The following is an 18,877-nucleotide window of genomic DNA, read 5'->3' as shown; positions in this document are numbered from 1 at the left end:
TTGTTATTGCAAATGGACAGTTTAAAGACAACCATGGGAAAGAAAATCCAAGCTGTAAAAGGCATGAATGATTTGCTGCCGATAGCGCAAAAAGACTTTCAATTAACCTCATCATTTTGGCAGGCCTTTGAAGATACGGTTGTGCGCTGGACCCGCCGTTTCGGCTACCGTCAAATCCGCACACCGATTGTTGAGCAAACCGGCTTGTTTGTGCGCTCGATCGGCGAAGAAACCGATGTGGTCGGCAAAGAAATGTACACCTTTTCCGATTCTAACGACTCTTTGAGTTTGAGCTTGCGCCCCGAAGGCACAGCTTCCTGCCTGCGTGCCGTTGTCGAACATAATCTGCTCTATAACAGCCCTCAGAAGCTTTGGTATATGGGGCCGATGTTTCGGCGCGAACGCCCGCAAAAAGGCCGTTACCGCCAGTTTCACCAAGTGGGCATCGAAGCATTGGGTTTTGAAGGGCCCGATATTGATGCGGAAATCGTTGCCATGTCGGCCGATTTATGGCGGGAATTAGGAATAAGCGAACACCTTACGTTAGAAATCAACAGCCTGGGGAATCGTGAAGAACGTGCCGCACACCGCGCCGCGCTGGTCGGATATCTCAGCAGCTATGAACACTTGCTGGATGACGACAGCAAACGGCGTCTGCATACCAACCCGCTGCGGGTACTCGATAGCAAAAACCCTGATTTACAGGATATTTGTAATGGTGCGCCAAGCCTGATTGACTATCTCGGCGAAGCTTCGCACACGCATTACCGGCAATTTAAAACCATGCTCGACGGTATGGGCATTGCTTATGTAGAAAACCCACGGCTTGTGCGCGGCTTGGATTATTATAATCTCACCGTTTTCGAATGGACCACCGACAAACTCGGCGCCCAAGCCACGGTTTGCGGCGGCGGCCGTTACAACGGCCTGATAGAAGAGCTGGGCGGCAAAAGTGCGCCTTCTATCGGCTTTGCAATGGGCATTGAGCGCTTGCTGCTGCTGGTGCATGAATACGGCTCACTGGATGATTATGCCGCTCCCGATGTCTATGCCATGCACCAAGGCGAAGGTGCGGCCTTGCAAGTATTGCAATATGCCGCCGATTTGCGCCGGGAAGGCTTTAACGTGTTGCAGCATTCGGGCTATCAGAGCCTGAAGGCGCAAATGAAAAAAGCCGACGGCAGCCAGGCACGTTTTGCACTGATTGTGGCACAAGACGAATTGCTCAAAGGCGAAGTAACGCTGAAAGACTTGCAGGGCGGTTTGGGGCAGATTACTGTGCCGGCTGCAGAATTATCGAATACTTTAAAAACATGGAAACAGGCATAAATGGCAACACATATTCAAGATCAGGAAGAGCTCGAAAATTTCAAATATTTTTGGAAAAGCTGGGGGCGCTGGCTGTTTACCGTATTGGTGCTGGTCGCTTTAGCCTATCTCGGCCACGTATGGTATCAAAACCACCAACTCAAAAAAGACCAACAAGCAGCCGAAGTATTAGCTCAAATGGTTGAAAAAGCACAAAATCAGGGCGATCAAAACGCCATTCGTGCCGATTTGGCCGATTTGCAGCAAAATTATCCCGGTAGTATTGCCGCTGCACAAGGCACGTTAATGGCAGCCGCCACTGAATTTGACAATGGCAAATATGATGTGGCCGAAGGCCATCTGAATTGGGTGCTGAAAAACCAAAAAGCCCCACTGGTTCAGGCGCTTGCCGCCCAACGCTTGGCCATTGTGTATCTGCAGCAGAAAAAATACACCGAAGCGCTGACAGCTTTGGATACTCCTGTTGACGCTGATTTCGAACCGCTGCTGCTGGAAACCAAAGGCGATGTTTATGCGGCTGAAGGAAAAGCCAAAGAAGCATTGGCTGCATACGAGCAAACCTTGAACAAATTGCCTAAAGAAGCCGGTAATCGTGAGTTGCTGCAACTTAAGGCTGATCAGTTGAAATAAAAACCAAACGGTTGGCATTTTAAAAACATCTGTTCGGCAATAGCGGGTAATTACGGCAATAAAACAACAATTGCATAACATAACGCCGATTAAATATAAACGGATAAGACGGCAAGCCGGTGCAGTCGGATGATTTTTTGTAGCAGTACAAGAAAAGATGCTGCAAACAGCTTTGTCGAATATCCGTTTCTGCCTACAGACAGCCCGATTGGGTATAAACCGCCGCAGGCCTTTTGATTATTCACATATCATTATCTTTTTGTTTGCTGACAAGTACATCTGCTGCATTTCACCCTGCATCTATATTTGCATCACAAACAATCTGAATAATTCTGCATAGTCAAAAAGCCCTGGGCAGCTTGTAAAAAGGAGATTGCTTTTTACAAGCCCTTAACTTTTTCTTGGCCGCCTGCCGATATGTAGGCCGTCTGAAACCATTTTAGAGACGCACATGAAACCCACAATAGCTTTGGTCGGCCGCCCGAATGTCGGCAAATCCACTTTATTTAACCGGCTCACCCGTACCAAAGATGCATTGGTCGCCGACATGCCCGGGCTGACACGCGACCGGCACTACGGGCATGGCCGTGTGGGCAGCAAGCCTTATCTGGTAATCGATACCGGCGGCTTCGAGCCGGTGGTTGACAGCGGCATTTTGCACGAAATGGCCAAACACACACTGCAAGCCATTGATGAAGCAGATGCAGTCGTGTTTCTGGTCGACGGCCGCAACGGTGTTACCCCGCAAGACAAAATCATTGCCGACCGTTTGCGCCAAAGTACGCGCCCGGTCTTTCTGGCGGTGAATAAAGGGGAAGGCGCCAATCAGGCCGTGCTGGCTGCTGAATTTTACGAACTGGCTTTGGGCGAGCCGACTGTTATTTCCGGTGCGCACGGTGACGGTGTTTATCACCTGATTGAAGAAGTGTTGGAACATTTTCCCGATGCCGAAGAAGAAACCGAACAGCCCAAACACCCTGTGTTTGCCATTATCGGCCGCCCGAATGTGGGCAAGTCGACACTGGTCAACGCCATCCTCGGCGAAGAGCGCGTGATTGCGTTCGACATGGCCGGCACCACGCGTGACAGTATCCATATCGACTTTGAACGTGAAGGCAAGCCGTTTACCATCATTGATACCGCAGGCGTGCGCCGTCGCGGCAAAGTGGATGAAGCGGTAGAAAAATTTTCGGTGATTAAAGCCATGCAGGCCGTTGAAGCGGCGAATGTGGCGGTATTGGTGCTGGATGCGCAGCAAGATATTGCCGACCAAGATGCCACCATTGCCGGATTTGCGCTGGAAGCGGGCAGGGCGCTGGTAGTAGCTGTAAACAAATGGGACAACATCGGTGACGAGCGTAAAGAGCAAGTCAAGCGCGATATCGCCCGCAAACTGTATTTTCTCGAATTTGCCAAATTCCATTATATTTCCGCATTAAAAGAGCGCGGCATTGATGGCTTGTTTGACAGCATCCAATCGGCTTATAACGCCGCCATGATTAAAATGCCGACACCGAAAATTACCCGGGTGCTGCAAAGCGCCATCGAGCGCCAACAGCCGCCCAGAGCCGGCTTGGTGCGCCCTAAAATGCGCTATGCCCACCAAGGCGGCATGAATCCGCCGGTTATCGTTGTGCATGGCAATTCGCTGCATCATATCTCGGATTCATATACCCGCTATCTGACCCAAACCTTCCGCAAAGCCTTCAACCTGCAAGGCACGCCGCTGCGGATTCAATATAATGTTTCTGAAAACCCTTATGAAGAAGCGGATGACAAACCGAAGAAAAAACCGCTGCGCCGGGTGGCTCTAAGTAACCGCATTGAAAAGCGGGAAGGGCGCAAAGAAGAAAAAAGCCGCTTCAAAAAGAAAACCAAAGTCAGCGTGAAAAAACAACACAGCAAATAACAGAAGGCCGTCTGAAACCTATTTCAGACGGCCTGTCGTTTGATAAAAACCATTTTGGAAAAACATCAAACTTGTTTGCCAGCATGATTTTTCAGGCCGTCTGAAAAAAACGGAAACTTTCAGACGGCATAGGCATCTAAACTCATGCGGTTGCGGCATCATACCGATTCGAAAAGATTAATCTGACTATGTAGCTCTTCTTGCCGGCTGTTTTTTTCGAATGGATGGAAACACGACGTTTGCACATTCTTACCGAAAAGTATTGGTAAAAAGCGGCATTCGGGGCTACAATCGGCACGTACTTTCCCGAAACCCTAGAACCATAATAACGGAGTTAAAAATATGACAGCTAAAGGACAAATGTTACAAGATCCTTTTTTGAACGCCTTGCGTAAAGAGCATGTGCCGGTTTCTATTTACCTGGTTAACGGTATCAAATTACAAGGCCAGGTAGAGTCATTCGACCAATATGTGGTGTTGTTGCGCAACACCTCGGTCACACAAATGGTTTACAAACATGCGATTTCAACTATTGTACCGGCTCGGGCCGTCAGCCTTCAGCATGAGAAGCAGCAGGCTGCCGCACCGGTGCAAGTGGAAACCCAAACCGCAGAATAAGCCGTTTACTTTAAATACCTTACCGTTGCTCTCGGTAAGGTATTTTTATATTGTGAATTGGTGGAACCGGGGGATAAAAAACAACCTGATTGCATTGATGTACATATAATATTGTTATTTGGCATAAATTGTCGTGCAAACATATTTGGCAAGCGAAAAAGGTCAACAAAGGGTTTACAATAATTAACTACTGCACCATTTTTAGGCAAACATTGTGTCAAAAATACGGCAATGGCTGAATACTCAAGGCACTATCAAAAACGGCCTCATCAGAGCGCACCATCCACGCAAAAGCAAGCGGTTTGTCAAGACTGGCAGAGTGCCAGAAAATACATTATATTGTGTTCCACACGGCGAGATACTACCGTATCTTGTGTTTCTGACTAACCGGGATTTGGCGATGAACGTAACCAGCAATCTGAAAGTAACCAAGCGTGACGGGCGTTTGGAAGACATCAATCTTGATAAAATCCACCGTGTCATCACTTGGGCGGCCGAGGGCTTAGACAATGTTTCCGTCTCTCAGGTTGAGCTGAAATCGCATATCCAGTTTTACAACGGCATCCGTACCGACGATATCCATGAAACCATCATCAAAGCCGCTGCCGACCTGATTTCACAAGAAACACCCGATTACCAATATCTGGCGGCACGTTTGGCGATTTTCCACCTGCGTAAAATCGCTTACGGCGAATTCGAGCCGCCACACCTGCTTGAGCATGTCCGCAAGCTGACCGAGGCAGGTAAATACGACCGCCACTTGTTGGCCGATTACAGCCGTGAAGAATTTGACGAGCTCAATGCTTATATTGACCATGAGCGCGATATGAGCTTTTCTTATGGCGCCGTTAAGCAGCTCGAGGGCAAGTATCTGGTGCAAAACCGCGTCAGCCGTGAAATCTACGAAACCCCTCAGTTTCTGTATATGCTGGTGGCTATGTGCCTGTTTGCCAAATATCCGCGCAACACCCGTTTGGCTTATGTGAAAAAATTCTATGATGCCACCAGCCAATTCAAAATTTCCCTGCCCACACCGATAATGAGCGGTGTGCGCACTCCCACCCGCCAATTTTCCAGCTGCGTATTGATTGAATGCGACGACAGCCTCGACAGCATCAATGCAACCACCAGCGCGATTGTCAAATATGTGTCGCAACGCGCCGGTATCGGTATCAACGCCGGCCGCATCCGTGGCTTGGGTAGTGAAATCCGTGGCGGCGAAGCGCAACACACCGGCTGTATTCCATTTTTCAAAATGTTCCAAGCTGCGGTGAAATCCTGCTCACAGGGCGGGGTGCGCGGCGGTGCAGCCACTTTATTTTACCCGTTATGGCACATCGAAGTGGAAAGCCTGCTGGTGCTGAAAAACAACCGCGGTGTGGAAGATAACCGTGTACGCCATCTGGATTACGGTGTACAAATCAACCGGCTGCTGTATACCCGCCTGATTAAAGGCGGCGATATTGCGTTGTTTTCACCGCACGAAGTTCCCGGCCTGTATGATGCATTTTTCGCCGATCAAGACGAATTCGAACGCCTCTACACCCAATATGAGCAGGACCCGGCCATCCGCAAGCGCATTGTACCCGCCACCGAGCTGTTTTCCTTGCTGATGCAGGAGCGCGCCGGCACCGGCCGCATCTACATTCAAAACGTTGATCACTGCAACACCCACAGCCCGTTTGATCCGAGTGTGGCGCCGGTCCGCCAGTCCAATCTGTGTTTGGAAATCGCGCTGCCGACCAAGCCCTTAAACGACATCAACGATGAAAACGGCGAAATCGCCCTGTGCACCTTGTCGGCCTTTAACTTGGGCGCGTTGAACAGCCTCGACGAGTTGGAAGAGTTGGCCGATTTGGCGGTACGCGCGCTGGATGCCTTGCTAGATTACCAAGATTATCCGATTAAGGCAGCGCAAATCGCCACCATGAACCGCCGCACCCTCGGCATCGGCGTGATTAACTATGCTTACTATCTGGCCAAAAACGGTGTACGCTACAGCGATGACTCTGCCATCGGCCTGACCCACCGCACCTTTGAAGCGATTCAATATTACCTGCTCAAAGCCTCGGTGAGCCTGGCCAAAGAATACGGCGCCTGCCCGCTGTTTCACGAAACCACTTATGCGCAGGGCAAGCTGCCGATTGATACTTACAAAAAAGATTTGGATGCCGTCTGCCAAGAGCCTTTGCATCTGGATTGGGAAAGCCTGCGCGCCGATATTGTGCAACACGGATTGCGCAATTCCACGCTGACGGCGCTGATGCCGTCTGAAACCAGTTCGCAAATTGCCAACGCCACCAACGGCATTGAACCGCCGCGCGGCCTGGTATCGGTAAAAGCTTCTAAAGACGGTATTTTGAAACAAGTGGTGCCCGAATTCGGACGTTTGAAAGATCAATACGAGCTGCTGTGGCAATTGCCGGGCAACGATGGTTATCTGAAGCTGGTGGGAGTGATGCAGAAATTTGTCGATCAGGCTATTTCGTCCAACACCAGTTATGATCCGCAGCGTTTCGAAGGCGGCCGTGTGCCGATGAAGCAAATGCTGAAAGACTTGCTCACCGCCTATAAATTCGGCGTGAAAACCCTGTATTACCACAACACCCGCGATGGTGCCGACGATACCCAAGTTGATCTGCAAGACGACGGTTGTGCAGGCGGAGCATGTAAGATTTAAGAAACTACTCAGGTGGCGGACGGGTGATTCTTATATCTATTCACTCAAGTAAGCGGACAAAGCGGCGGGCTGGAGACAGTGCAGCGAATACAAGGTTGGTTGATTTGGTGCTTCAGCGCCTTAGCAAAACCGATTCTCTTCAAGCACAAGCGAACGAACGTGGTTAGGCTGTTTTGTGAATGGGTATTACAGATAAAATATCAGCACCCGAGATAAATCAAGTAAATAGGGCGGAACATTGGTTCCGCCTGAAATCATCAATCATGCGGCCAATGAGGCCGTCTGAAAATATATTGGAAATCAAATCATGTCGTGTGAACATTTAGTGATGTCTTACAGCACTTTCAGTAAAGAAAAAAACAATGCTTTGCTGGAGCCGATGTTTTTCGGCCAGCCGGTGAATGTGGCGCGTTATGACCAGCAAAAATACGAAATTTTTGAAAAACTGATTGAAAAACAATTGTCTTTTTTCTGGCGCCCGGAAGAAATCGATGTGTCGCGCGACCGTATCGATTATCAAAACCTGCCGGTGCACGAACAACATATCTTTATCAGCAATCTGAAATACCAAACCCTGCTTGATTCGATTCAAGGACGCAGCCCCAATGTCGGCTTGCTGCCGTTGGTGTCGATTCCCGAGCTGGAAACCTGGATTGAAACCTGGTCGTTTTCCGAAACCATCCACTCCCGCTCCTACACCCATATTATCCGCAATATCGTTAATGATCCTTCGATTGTGTTTGACGATATTGTTGATAACGAATACATCATCAAACGTGCAGAAGACATTGCCTGCTACTATGACGATTTAATCGAGCACACGCAATACTATAATCTGCTGGGCGAAGGCCAACACCAAATCAACGGCAAAACCGTCACCATCAGCCTGCGTGCACTGAAGAAAAAGCTTTATCTGTGCCTGATGTGCGTCAACGTATTGGAAGCCATCCGCTTTTATGTTTCCTTTGCCTGCTCGTTTGCTTTCGCAGAACGTGAGCTGATGGAGGGCAACGCCAAAATCATCAAACTGATTGCCCGCGATGAAGCGCTGCATCTTACCGGCACCCAGCACATGCTCAACCTGATGCGCAGCGGTGTGGACGACCCGGAAATGGCTGAAATTGCCGCCGAATCCGAACAAGAATGTTTCGAGCTGTTTAAGCTGGCGGCTTTGCAGGAAAAAGAATGGGCGGAATATTTATTTAAAGATGGTTCGATGATCGGCCTGAACAAAGAAATTCTCGGCCAATATGTGGAATACATCACCAATCTGCGCATGGCGGCGGTGGGCTTGAAACCCGCATTCGAAGGCGCCAATCAAAACCCGATTCCGTGGATTAACGCTTGGTTGTCATCGGATAATGTACAGGTCGCCCCACAGGAAGTGGAAATCAGCTCTTATCTGATCGGTCAAATCGATGCGGAAGTCAAAGCCGAAGACTTGGGCGATTTCGAGTTGTAAAGCATGGCATGACTGCATGGCCATAAAGGCTCGGATATACCGCCGGTTGCTCATTAGAGCAGGGCGGTTTCGACCTTTTGGGTAGGTATCACATCTGAGGCCGTCTGAAAATGTTCCGTATTATTTCAGAAGGCCTTTATACCCGCTTATACACCAAGCTGACAAGACGGCAGCTTGTTTTGATAAATGGGTAATTCATTAAATTGTCATCGGTTTTTTCTATGCTGTTACAACCGGCCTGTATGATCAATAGGCCGTCTGAAACCATAAGGAACAGCCGTGCGAATTGATTTTTATCATGATGCAGCCACATTGCCCGGGCGTTTGCTGGCGGCGATGTTGCAGTATTTGAAACCACACATGACTTTAATCACCACCCGCGATAAAATTTTTGAACTGCAAGAGGGCGAAACACTGCTCGAAGGGCTGGAGCGCACCGGCCATGATGTGGAATACCAATGCCGGAGCGGCTATTGCGGTTCTTGCCGGGTAAAACTGCTATCGGGCAAAGTGGCGTATCACGATTTGCCGCTGGCGTTTATCGGCCCCAATGAAATTCTGCCGTGCTGCTGCCGGGTAACCGAGCCGATTGAAATCGACTGCAATGCCCGTATGCAAGCACGCGATTTGTTTGAAAATGATTTGTTTGATGAATCTTGATCGCCGGCGCAAACAACATCGGCAAGCTCGCACCAAGCATGAGCTCATGTGAGCCGGATTTTCCAAGGCCTGCTATTTCTACATGATGGTGCTAACCGGCTCAATGGTTTGAATTTCCAGAATATTTTTAAACCGTGCACAAAATACCCATTCACAAAATAAGCTGGCAAGTCAACGCTGTCAGCTTATTTTTTGAATGGATATGCAGAATTTATATATGGCATTTTCTAGCTATGATGTTGAATCCTATCGAATTAATCATTTAAAAACGAAACAGCCTGCCGGGAAATCGTGTCGCGCAGCAAAATCAGTTTGCCATGGAAAAAATGCGATGCATCCGGCAAAACCACCACGGCCAAATCTTGGGGCGCCGCCCAGCGGAAAGCATTTTGCAATGGCACAATATCATCTGTTTCGCCATGTATCAGCAGGGTTTTGGCTGCATCGGCGGCCATCGGTTCTGTGCGGTCATATATGCCTACTGCCGGCCCCAGTAACAGCAGCAAATCGGGGCGGCGCTGTTGGGCAGTAAACAAAGCAACATAGCCGCCGAAGGAAAAACCGCTTAGCACAAACTGCGCGGCATCGGGATGGCGGGCGCGGGCATAGTCGATAACGGCGATACAGTCATCGGTTTCGCCCCGGCCATAATCATGCTCGCCATCGCTGTTGCCGACACCGCGAAGGTTGGGCAGATAGCAATGAAAACCGAGTTGGCTCAATGCTTTGGCTGCGGTTTGAATCACTTTATTGGTATTGGTGCCGCCATGCCGGGGGTTGGGGTGGTTGATGACCGCCACGCCGCGCTCACGGCCCTGGGCCGCCAGGTAAAGCGTTTCAAGCTTGCCGGCGGGGCCTTCGATTAAGTGTTGGTTTTGAGATTTCAGCATCATTATTTTTCTTTCGGTTTGCCCCAAGTGCTGAGGCTTTCTGATTATACCCATTCATAAAAGTAAGCGAACAAATCGGCGAGCCGACGACAGTACGCACGCAGGGTAAGGCGAATCACCGCCGTTAGGTTGTTTTTTGTGAATGGGCATTATTCGATATTCAGTTATCCGACCGTCGGCATGTAAAGCTTGGTTTTGCCAGAGGCCGTCTGAAAGCTTTCAGACGGCCTTGCGGCAACAAATGTCAGTTGTAATACCCATTCACCAAAGTAAGCCAACAAGACGGTCAACGCCGTTTGTGAATGGCTGTTATTTTATTTGGGCGCATCAATCAGCAAACGTGTTACCACTTCGCCGTTGCTTAAATCTTGATCGAGTATATCTTGCAAATCTTCTTCATCAACATAAGTATACCAGCGCGCTTCGGGGTAAATCACCATAGCGGGGCCGGATTCGCAGCGGCCGAGACAGCTGGTGCTGCTGATACGCAGTTTGCCGGGGCCGATCAGGCCGAGTTGCTTGGCATGGCCTTTTAAAAAATCGACGGCGGCATCGCCTTCACCATTATCGTTGCAGCTTTGTTTGCAAGCATCGTGGCGGGCGTTGGTGCAAATAAAAAGGTGGCGTTCGAAATAGCTCATGGGTTTGCTTTCTTAATGTGGTATTGGGCGCGGTGGCCTAGGGTATCCTGAACATTCGTTTTAAGGGCGTTTTTTGCCCCTGAAAACGCATCTGCTGCATTAAAAAGCCTTGCAAGATGTCCAATCTGGCTGCGTTTTTTGCCTTGCATCTGCATTTCCAGGAACAAAAATTCCCTCATAAACGACACATCAGGAAACCCTAGGGTTTCAGACGGCCTTACCCATTTATAATTTATACAGGCTTCAGACGGCCTTACAAGCAAAAAGATTTGCCGTTATTTTGATTGTGGGCTTTAAAATCGGCAAACATACGCTTGAAATCTAAGCCGTATTGGTTGCTTAGTTTTTCAGCACGTTTTTTCAATGTGTCCAAACGTTGCTCTTGCGGCGTGTTTTGAAACGCAAATACGGCCATATTGCCGTGGCTTTCAGCGGGCAACTCCAGCACGCGCCCTTCAAATACGTCTAACAACCGTTCGACAAAACGCTGATAGCGCTTGTCGCCGCTCCACCAGTTGGTTACAAACACACCTTCCGGCGAGAGCGCGCGGCGGCAGTTGCGGAAAAACGGCTCGTCTACCAGGGCATCGATGATTTGCTCGCCATCAAAACCGTCAACCAAAATCACATCAGTGCCGCCGCGCACGGTTTTGATGTATTCGGCGCCGTCGGCTTCGATAATTTCAAAATGTTCGTCTTCAAAAGGCAATTCAAACAGGCTGCGTGCCACATTAATCACTTGCGGGTTGATATCGACGGCAGTTTGACGGGTGGCCGGCAGGTAGGCGTCAATCCAGCGGGCAAATGATCCGCCACCCAAGCCGATTTGGGTGATGTGGGTGGGCGTGTGGTCGGCAAACAGCAGCCAGCCCATCATGGCGCGGCTGTATGAAAGCACCAGCTCGGCCGGATGATCGAGGTTCATCGAGCTTTGAATGGTGGCGCTGCCCAAGTGCAGCGAACGGATATTGCCTTCTTCTGAAATACCGACTTCGGGCATTTCGAACCGTTGTGCACGCAAGCGGCGGTAGGGGTGTTGGGCCATTTAAACCAAATATTTCAATAGAGGAAAGCGCTTATTTTAACCCAGATTCCCGATTCGGGATAATGCTGAATTGCGGGGCAGGAGCAGCACGACCTGAGCGGCAGCCCCTGTGTTAAAGAAATCTGCCGGATGGCTGTTTGCCTCAGCCGAACAGTTTGGCCAAATCGGATGATTTTTTGCGGTAGGGCAGGCGGATATCGACACGGAACACGCCGTCCAAGCTGCGGCTTCTGATTTTTGCATCGTTGTCATACATCAGCGACAAACGCTCCTGCAAATTTTGCAAGGCCATTGAATTGCCTTTGTGCGGTTTGGCGTTTTCGTTGCTTTCGGTCGGGATATAAGGGTTTTCGATGCGGATATAAATCCAATGGTTCTGGCGCGCGGTGAGCACCGAAATATAGCCCGGCCGGTGGGCTGATTCGATGCCGTGAAATACTGCATTTTCCAACAGGGGCTGCAACAGCAGGTGCGGCGTTTCTGCATCATCGGGCGCTTTATGCTGCCACATCACCTGCACGCGCGTATGCCCCATGCGGATTTGCTCGATGGCGATATATTCCTGCGCCCATTCGATTTCCTGCCCCAGCGTGCTGCTTTGGCTGCCGTCGCGCAATTGTGCGCGGAAAAGATTGGCCAGGTTTTCCAGCAATGTTTCCGCATCATACGGGCGCAGTCTGATTAAGCTGATGGCGGCGTTGAGGCTGTTAAACAAAAAATGCGGGCGGATGCGGGCGGTAAGCGCGCTCAACCGTGCTTCCGAAAGCGAAGGCACCAGGCTCTGCCGGCGGGTGGCTTCGGTATACATAAAGGCCAGTGCAACAAAGTTAAACAAAAAGAAATGCTGCCAAAAGCTTTGCCGTGTGCCCAAAATCACATAATCCACCATCACAAAAATAAAGGTGTTCAGCAAATGGGCCACTGCCACAGCATAAGCTTGTATTTTGATTTTTTGAAAAATTTCGGCAGTCAGATAGCCTTCAATCAAAATAATCAGCAAGGTGGGGGCGCCCCAGCTCGCGTGCTGGTAAACTTGTTCCAAATAGCTGTATGGTGAGGCGCTGATTAAGGGGAAAAGAAGCAATACGGCGGTGCTGGAAAGAATCAGGCGCAAAATAGTGCCAAAATTTCGCATGTCGGGCACTGCAAACCGAGACATGATTTGACGTATAATGGGCATGAGTAACACCTTATTCTAGAGATAACCGATAGTGGACGATAAAATGAATGATAGCAAAACTTGGTCGGGCCGGTTTAACGAACCTGTGTCGGAGCTGGTCAAAAAATATACCGGATCAATAGATTTCGACAAGCGCCTGGCAAAGTGGGACATACAAGGATCATTAGCACATGCACAAATGCTGCATCAGGCGGGCGTGTTGAGCGCAGACGACTTAACCGCCATCCGTGAGGGAATGGCCGCCATTATAGCAGAAATCGATGCCGGCAAAATGCCTTGGTCATTGGATTTGGAAGATGTCCATATGAACATCGAACGCCGCCTGACCGATAAAATCGGCGATGCCGGCAAACGTTTGCATACCGGCCGCAGTCGCAACGATCAAGTAGCCACCGATATCCGGTTGTGGCTGCGCGACGAAATCACCCGAATTCGGGGTTTGATTCAAAATCTGCAAATGGCGCTGGTGGATTTGGCCGAACAAAACGCCGAAGTGGTGATGCCCGGTTTTACCCATCTGCAAGTTGCACAGCCGGTAAGTTTCGGCCACCACATGCTGGCTTATGTGGAAATGCTCGGCCGCGACGACGAACGCATGGCCGATTGCCGCAAGCGGGTCAACCGCATGCCTCTGGGCGCCGCCGCGCTGGCCGGCACCACCTATCCGATCCGACGTGAAACCACCGCCGAGCTGCTGGGCTTCGAACAAATTTGCCAAAATTCGCTGGATGCCGTATCAGACCGCGATTTTGCCATCGAGTTCACCGCCGCCGCCTCATTGCTGATGGTGCATCTGAGCCGCTTGTCGGAAGAGTTGATTTTATGGATGAGCCCGCGCTTCGGTTTTATCGATATTGCCGACCGCTTCTGCACCGGCTCCAGCATCATGCCGCAAAAGAAAAACCCCGACGTGCCCGAGCTAGTGCGCGGAAAATCAGGCCGTGTTATCGGCCATCTAACCGGCTTGATTATGCTAATGAAATCACAACCGTTGGCCTATAACAAAGACAATCAGGAAGACAAAGAGCCGATGTTTGATACGGTAGACACCTTAATCGACACCTTGCGTATTTATGCCGACATGATGCGCGGTGTCAGCGTGAAGCCTGAAAACATGCGCGCCGCCGTGATGCAGGGTTTTGCCACCGCCACCGATTTGGCCGATTATCTGGTGAAAAAAGGCATGCCGTTCCGCGACAGTCACGAAGTCGTCGCCTTGGCCGTGCGCCATGCCGACGGGCAGGGCGTGGATTTGAGCGAACTGGCGCTGGAAACGTTACAGGGCTTTTCTGATTTGATTGAAAACGATGTCTATGATGTGCTCACACCCGAAGGCAGTTTGAATGCACGCAACCATTTGGGCGGCACCGCACCCGAACAAGTGCGCCTGCAAGCCCGGCGCTGGCGGACACAGCTGCTCGGTTAGCATGTTCTAGCGCATTCTGACTATTCGGCTTACGGGTATTTTCCCTGAAAACGCATTTTCTGTATTCAAAAAATCTCGCAACATATTGAATTTTTATGGATTTTTGTTCATTCTGTATTTTCATGGGTAAAAGCCCCTTGTAAACGACGTTAAGATACCTAGATCGATGGTTTTTCTATAAGTCTCTTGTTGACGAACAAATTACACAAAAAGCATATCCTGCCGGATATGCTTTTTTATGTTGCCATATCTCCATCACCTATCGGCCTGTTTTCAGACGGCCTCAAACGCAGCCTATGGTAAAACCATGCCGTCTGAAACCCCAACAGCACTTTTGCAAAATACTTTTTCAGTGTGAAAGCATTCCACCGAACCATTTCTGCTGACACAACAGGAATTTTACAAAATCTTCAAAGGATTTCAGACGGCATCGGATATTACCTATAATCTATACGGCAAACTGTTCCCGTGGCACTTAACGTGAAAACTTAACTTTTTTCGGATCAAATGCAGCAGCATCAAACTTCAAAATCCGTTTGCCGTATGCATCGATTAATTCAGCCACTGCATGCTGATATTCAGGCTTATCTTGATTGGCGATAGTATGCACGATATCCATATAACCGCCTACACCGCCCACATCTTCAAAAGCCGCATGGTTGGCACCGTCTGTGCACAGCGGCAGCCGGATTTTGGGCGGCTTTATCATCAGCGCTTCACACAAAATTTCATGTTGCCAGTCATCGCCGAAATCGTAAACATAAAACAAACGGCCGCCAACCTCTAACACATCGCGCAGCAATGGCGGGGCATCATATATTCCCATTTCGTTCGGCATCTTTATCGCACCGTATTCATCTGTGGGCGGGAAAACCACATTGCCGCTCCAAGGTTCGTATTGGCTGAAGCGGAACAGGTGGTAACCTTCCCATTCAAACGCTTCTTGAATCACCCGGTGAAAATTGTTCAAATCAATATCTGCCGATACCAATATCCGCCGCCAGATTTCCGGTTCGGAATCCATCAAACGAATATGCAGTTGGTAAACCAGTTGCGGTGCTTTTGGGCGCTTGTAAATTCTCATAAAAATCCTTTATTACGATATGATTGTTTCATCTGTTGGTGCGATTGTATGGGAAATAGCCATAAAAAGTAATGCCGTCTGAACAACAAATTTTCATATTTATTCAAAACATCATCCGGCCGCGTTTTGCTTTTGAATGAACACAAGCGTTTCAGACGGCCGCCATTTAATCTTCCCGACAAGCATCAAGCCGGCACAATGCTACAATAGCTTTATCTTCCACTTCACCATCAAGGCAGACAAATGGCCACACAAACATTATTGCAGCACGGCAAATTGGGCATGGGCACATGGAAACTGGGCGACAGCAGCGCCACGCGCACCGAAGAAATCGCCGCTCTGCGTTACGGCATCGAGCGCGGTATTGCCATCATCGACACCGCCGAAATGTATGGCAGCGGTCGTTCGGAAAACCTGGTGGGTGAAGCCGTTGCCCCGTATCCGCGCGAACATTTATACATTATTTCCAAAGTATTGCCCCAAAATGCCAACCGCCGCTATCTTGAGCAAAGCCTCGATGCCTCGTTGAAAGCATTGCAAACCGATTATCTGGATATGTATCTTTATCATTGGCGCGGCGGCACGCCCTTGGCAGAAACCATCGATACTTTTGAAAAAATGGCAGAAAAAGGCAAAATCAAAGCTTGGGGCGTCTCCAATTTTGATTTGGAAGATATGCAGGAATTGCTGGCCGAAGCCAACGGCAGCCATTGCCGGGCTAACCAAGTGCTGTACCACCTCGGTTCGCGCGGCATCGAAGTGGCGCTGAAGCCTTGGCAAGACCAACGCCACATTCCCACCATTGCCTACTGCCCGCTGGCACAAGCCGGCGCATTGCAACGCGGGTTAACCAACCACCCCGCCGTGCAGCAAATTGCCGCCGAATTAAACATCAGCGTCTACCAAGTGCTGCTGTGCTTTACCTTGTCGCAAAGCAATATGGTATCCATCCCGCGCACCGGCAAACCGGCACATATGAAAGAAATTGCCGATTGTCTGGCCATCAGCCTGAGTGCCGAGCAGTTCGGCGCGTTGAATCAGGCGTTTCCCGTGCCCGACGGCAGAGTGCCGCTGGATGTCGAATAAAAAACGGCAAATACACCCAAAGCAGCACAGGGTTTGATGGGTGTAATCACAAACAAATTGTTAAACTTGCCCATCATACGATGTCGGCAAACAGTGAGGTAAACCATGTCAAAAAAAGTAACCATGTATCGTTTCAAAGTATCGCTTATCGGCGAGCGCGGCCAGCCTATCAACAAACTGCACCGCATTATTGAAGTGGACGGCAATGCACCGTTTGCCATGTTGCACGAAGAAATTTTTGAGGCATTCGACCGCTTTGACCCGCATATGTTCAAATTTTTGCTGACCCGTCAAGACATCAAAAATGAGCAAGAGCTATACGGCCGGCACGAAGAAGTCAGCCTGCTCGACCCGGTACCCGGTCATGGCAATACTACCGTACATAATGCCGCCCAATTTACCATTGCCGATGCCGGATTACAGGAAAAAGACATCATCCATTATTGGTTCGACTTCGGCGACGACTGGATGCACCGGCTGCGGCTGGAAAAGATTTTTCAGATTAATGATGATGATCCCGACAGCGACGGTTGGTATTGCCGCACTGCGAAAAGAGTAGGCAAATCACCGCCGCAATATAGTGAAGACAGCGTGTGGGAAAATAATCAAGAAGCTGTATTGATGGCTTTGGCTGAGCCGCAATGTTATGGTGAAATATTATGGGGCGATTTGCAGGAAGAAGGACTGGATGAATTTTTTGTCGATCAAGGCTGGGTTACGCCCTGCAAACAGCCCGATGAGGTGGTCTCGCTTACTGAAGCAGGCAAAGCCATGGCAGCTGTGATTAAACAGGAAATAGACGAAAACTGAGCTGATGCTATGAGGCCGTCTGAAATGGAAGTTTCAGACGGCATGCAATAAGTAAGCCCGAAATCTGAATAATTCTGAATGGTCAGGACACCCTAAGGGCATATACGCGATGCACGATTTGAAATTTATTTATCCGTTTTTCTTTTATTTCACTATATTTCAGCACCGCGGTAACACCCATTCTCTTTGAGCGAAGGCGAGGCAGCGGAGTGCATGATGGGGCTGAACCGGTTTCATTCGGCTTGATGAGCGTTGTTTTATCGGGCGCTGAAGTGCACGTTAAGCGGGTGCCGTACTGTCGATAAGGATTTCTACCTGTTGCTTGATGCACTGGCTTTTATCAATAGGCATGCTTTTTAGTGAAGCAAATGCAGGTGTTGCAAATACAGGGGTTGCAAATACATTTTAATTAAATGCAATGATGCCGTCTGAAAAGTTTTCAGACGGCATCATGGATATTAACGGTTATTTTTGCTTTGCCCAAGGCACTTCAGGGGCGTTCAGGCGTTGCAGCTCGGTATCGATGCTGCCGAAGCGTTTGCTGTGGGCATTCCATTCAGCGGTGGCACGTTCGATTTCGGCGCGCTCGGCGGCAACGAAGTTCCACCAGATAACCGGTTCGAAATCCAGCGGCTTACCGCCAATCAGCATGATATGGGTATCGGCCTCGGCTGCCAGCCCGATATCGTTTGTGCCGGTGGGAAGGTAGGCCAAATCATTGGGGCCGAAGCTTTCGTTGCCGATGTTCAGACGGCCTTGTATCACCAATATGCCGTATTCGAAATCGGGGTTGAGCGGATGGTAATGGCTGCCGCCGTTGCGGTAGCGGATATCCACGCCGACAATGGGGCTGTATTGCAGTGTGGGCGCGGTGCGGCCATCGAAGCTGCCGGTGGTGAGAATATAATCGGCGCCGCTGTCCTGCCATTCGGGCAATTTGGGGTAATGTTGGAACGCAGGGGCAATGGTCTGGTTTTTGGGTAGGGCTATCCACAACTGCACGGCATGCAGTTTGCGGCTTTCGGGCGGGGTTTGCTCGGTGTGGCAGATGCCGGTGCCTGCCGTCATCAGATTAACCTGTTTGCTGCGAATCAGTATTTTGTTGCCGAGGCTGTCTTGATGCAGCACTTCACCGGCCAGCATCCAGGTAAAGGTTTGCAGGTGGGTGTGCGGGTGGCTGCCGACTTGCAGACCCGGTTCGCCTTCGGCAAATATGCTGGGGCCGGCATGGTCGAGAAAGCACCAGGCACCGATGGTGCGCTTTTTGGCTTGCGGTAAAACGCGGGCAACGGGAATGCCGCCCACATCGGCGGTTTTGGCGGTAAGCTTGAGCGGCGCAGTCATTATGGGCTCCATAAATGTTTTAAAGGGTTTTTAAAGATACAGGCCGTCTGAAACGTTCAGACGGCCTGTGGTTTGGTTACAGA

General features: G+C 49.9%; 17 protein-coding genes. 10 read left to right on the top strand and 7 right to left on the bottom strand.

Annotated elements, in window-relative coordinates; translation table 11 throughout:
* The first annotated feature begins 33 nt into the window (after nt 1-33).
* The 7 genes from hisS to yfaE all read left to right on the top strand — a co-directional run bounded on the left by hisS (nt 34) and on the right by yfaE (nt 9,288).
* Nucleotides 34-1,329 carry a histidine--tRNA ligase gene (gene hisS / locus LVJ83_RS07595; protein WP_244783923.1) on the top strand — a complete coding sequence of 432 codons (1,296 nt, stop codon included), beginning with the start codon at nt 34-36 and terminating at the stop codon, nt 1,327-1,329.
* Complete coding sequence (locus tag LVJ83_RS07590; RefSeq protein WP_244783922.1) at nt 1,330-1,959, top strand: YfgM family protein; 630 nt, start codon at nt 1,330-1,332, stop codon at nt 1,957-1,959. It abuts the gene before it with no gap.
* A gap of 451 nt (nt 1,960-2,410) precedes the next feature.
* Nucleotides 2,411-3,868 carry a ribosome biogenesis GTPase Der gene (gene der, locus LVJ83_RS07585; protein WP_244783921.1) on the top strand — a complete coding sequence of 486 codons (1,458 nt, stop codon included), beginning with the start codon at nt 2,411-2,413 and terminating at the stop codon, nt 3,866-3,868.
* Nucleotides 3,869-4,210: 342 nt separating this feature from the next.
* Nucleotides 4,211-4,486, top strand: a complete 276-nt coding sequence (gene hfq, locus LVJ83_RS07580) for an RNA chaperone Hfq (RefSeq protein WP_244783920.1) — start codon at nt 4,211-4,213, stop codon at nt 4,484-4,486.
* A gap of 400 nt (nt 4,487-4,886) precedes the next feature.
* Complete coding sequence (gene nrdA, locus LVJ83_RS07575; protein WP_244783919.1) at nt 4,887-7,166, top strand: class 1a ribonucleoside-diphosphate reductase subunit alpha; 2,280 nt, start codon at nt 4,887-4,889, stop codon at nt 7,164-7,166.
* 328 nt (nt 7,167-7,494) lie between these two features.
* The gene (nrdB, locus tag LVJ83_RS07570; protein ID WP_244783918.1) at nt 7,495-8,628 is read left to right on the top strand and encodes a class Ia ribonucleoside-diphosphate reductase subunit beta; all 1,134 of its coding nucleotides are present in this window, start codon (nt 7,495-7,497) and stop codon (nt 8,626-8,628) included.
* 360 nt (nt 8,629-8,988) lie between these two features.
* Entirely contained in the window at nt 8,989-9,288 is a 300-nt protein-coding gene (gene yfaE, locus LVJ83_RS07565) for a class I ribonucleotide reductase maintenance protein YfaE (protein WP_244787698.1), read from the top strand.
* 254 nt (nt 9,289-9,542) lie between these two features.
* Here yfaE and LVJ83_RS07560 read toward each other — a convergent pair whose 3' ends face one another.
* The 5 genes from LVJ83_RS07560 to LVJ83_RS07540 form a co-directional block, all read right to left on the bottom strand.
* Nucleotides 9,543-10,178: an alpha/beta hydrolase gene (locus LVJ83_RS07560; RefSeq protein ID WP_244787696.1), complete on the bottom strand. Its 636-nt coding sequence runs from the start codon at nt 10,176-10,178 to the stop codon at nt 9,543-9,545.
* A gap of 314 nt (nt 10,179-10,492) precedes the next feature.
* Entirely contained in the window at nt 10,493-10,819 is a 327-nt protein-coding gene (locus LVJ83_RS07555; RefSeq protein WP_244783917.1) for a (2Fe-2S) ferredoxin domain-containing protein, read from the bottom strand.
* A complete protein-coding gene (locus LVJ83_RS07550) occupies nt 10,816-10,998 on the bottom strand; it encodes a hypothetical protein (protein ID WP_244783916.1) in 183 nt (60 codons plus the stop codon). Before LVJ83_RS07550 ends, LVJ83_RS07555 begins: the two co-directional genes overlap by 4 nt.
* 74 nt (nt 10,999-11,072) lie before the next feature.
* On the bottom strand, nt 11,073-11,864 hold the full coding sequence (locus LVJ83_RS07545; protein ID WP_244783915.1) for a polyamine aminopropyltransferase: 792 nt from the start codon (nt 11,862-11,864) through the stop codon (nt 11,073-11,075).
* Nucleotides 11,865-12,006: 142 nt separating this feature from the next.
* Nucleotides 12,007-13,044 carry a sensor histidine kinase gene (locus LVJ83_RS07540; protein WP_244783914.1) on the bottom strand — a complete coding sequence of 346 codons (1,038 nt, stop codon included), beginning with the start codon at nt 13,042-13,044 and terminating at the stop codon, nt 12,007-12,009.
* A gap of 43 nt (nt 13,045-13,087) precedes the next feature.
* Here LVJ83_RS07540 and argH point away from each other — a divergent pair, with 43 nt between their 5' ends.
* Nucleotides 13,088-14,470 carry an argininosuccinate lyase gene (argH, locus tag LVJ83_RS07535; RefSeq protein WP_244783913.1) on the top strand — a complete coding sequence of 461 codons (1,383 nt, stop codon included), beginning with the start codon at nt 13,088-13,090 and terminating at the stop codon, nt 14,468-14,470.
* A gap of 475 nt (nt 14,471-14,945) precedes the next feature.
* On the opposite strand, the gene LVJ83_RS07530 is transcribed toward argH, so the two are convergent.
* A complete protein-coding gene (locus tag LVJ83_RS07530) occupies nt 14,946-15,554 on the bottom strand; it encodes a plasmid pRiA4b ORF-3 family protein (protein ID WP_244783912.1) in 609 nt (202 codons plus the stop codon).
* 243 nt (nt 15,555-15,797) lie between these two features.
* Between LVJ83_RS07530 and LVJ83_RS07525 the strand changes: the two genes are divergently transcribed.
* On the top strand, nt 15,798-16,640 hold the full coding sequence (locus LVJ83_RS07525; RefSeq protein ID WP_244783911.1) for an aldo/keto reductase: 843 nt from the start codon (nt 15,798-15,800) through the stop codon (nt 16,638-16,640).
* A 105-nt stretch (nt 16,641-16,745) separates the two neighbouring features.
* Complete coding sequence (locus LVJ83_RS07520) at nt 16,746-17,450, top strand: IS1096 element passenger TnpR family protein (protein WP_244783910.1); 705 nt, start codon at nt 16,746-16,748, stop codon at nt 17,448-17,450.
* A gap of 465 nt (nt 17,451-17,915) precedes the next feature.
* Here the strand turns inward: LVJ83_RS07520 and LVJ83_RS07515 are convergent, their stop codons facing one another.
* The gene (locus tag LVJ83_RS07515) at nt 17,916-18,794 is read right to left on the bottom strand and encodes a pirin family protein (RefSeq protein WP_244783909.1); all 879 of its coding nucleotides are present in this window, start codon (nt 18,792-18,794) and stop codon (nt 17,916-17,918) included.
* Nucleotides 18,795-18,877: the final 83 nt, after the last annotated feature.

It is taken from the genome of Uruburuella testudinis, assembly GCF_022870865.1.
Lineage (GTDB): Bacteria > Pseudomonadota > Gammaproteobacteria > Burkholderiales > Neisseriaceae > Neisseria > Neisseria testudinis.
The sequence above is the reverse complement of the archived record's forward strand: the minus strand, read 5'-3'. Positions and strand labels throughout refer to the sequence as shown.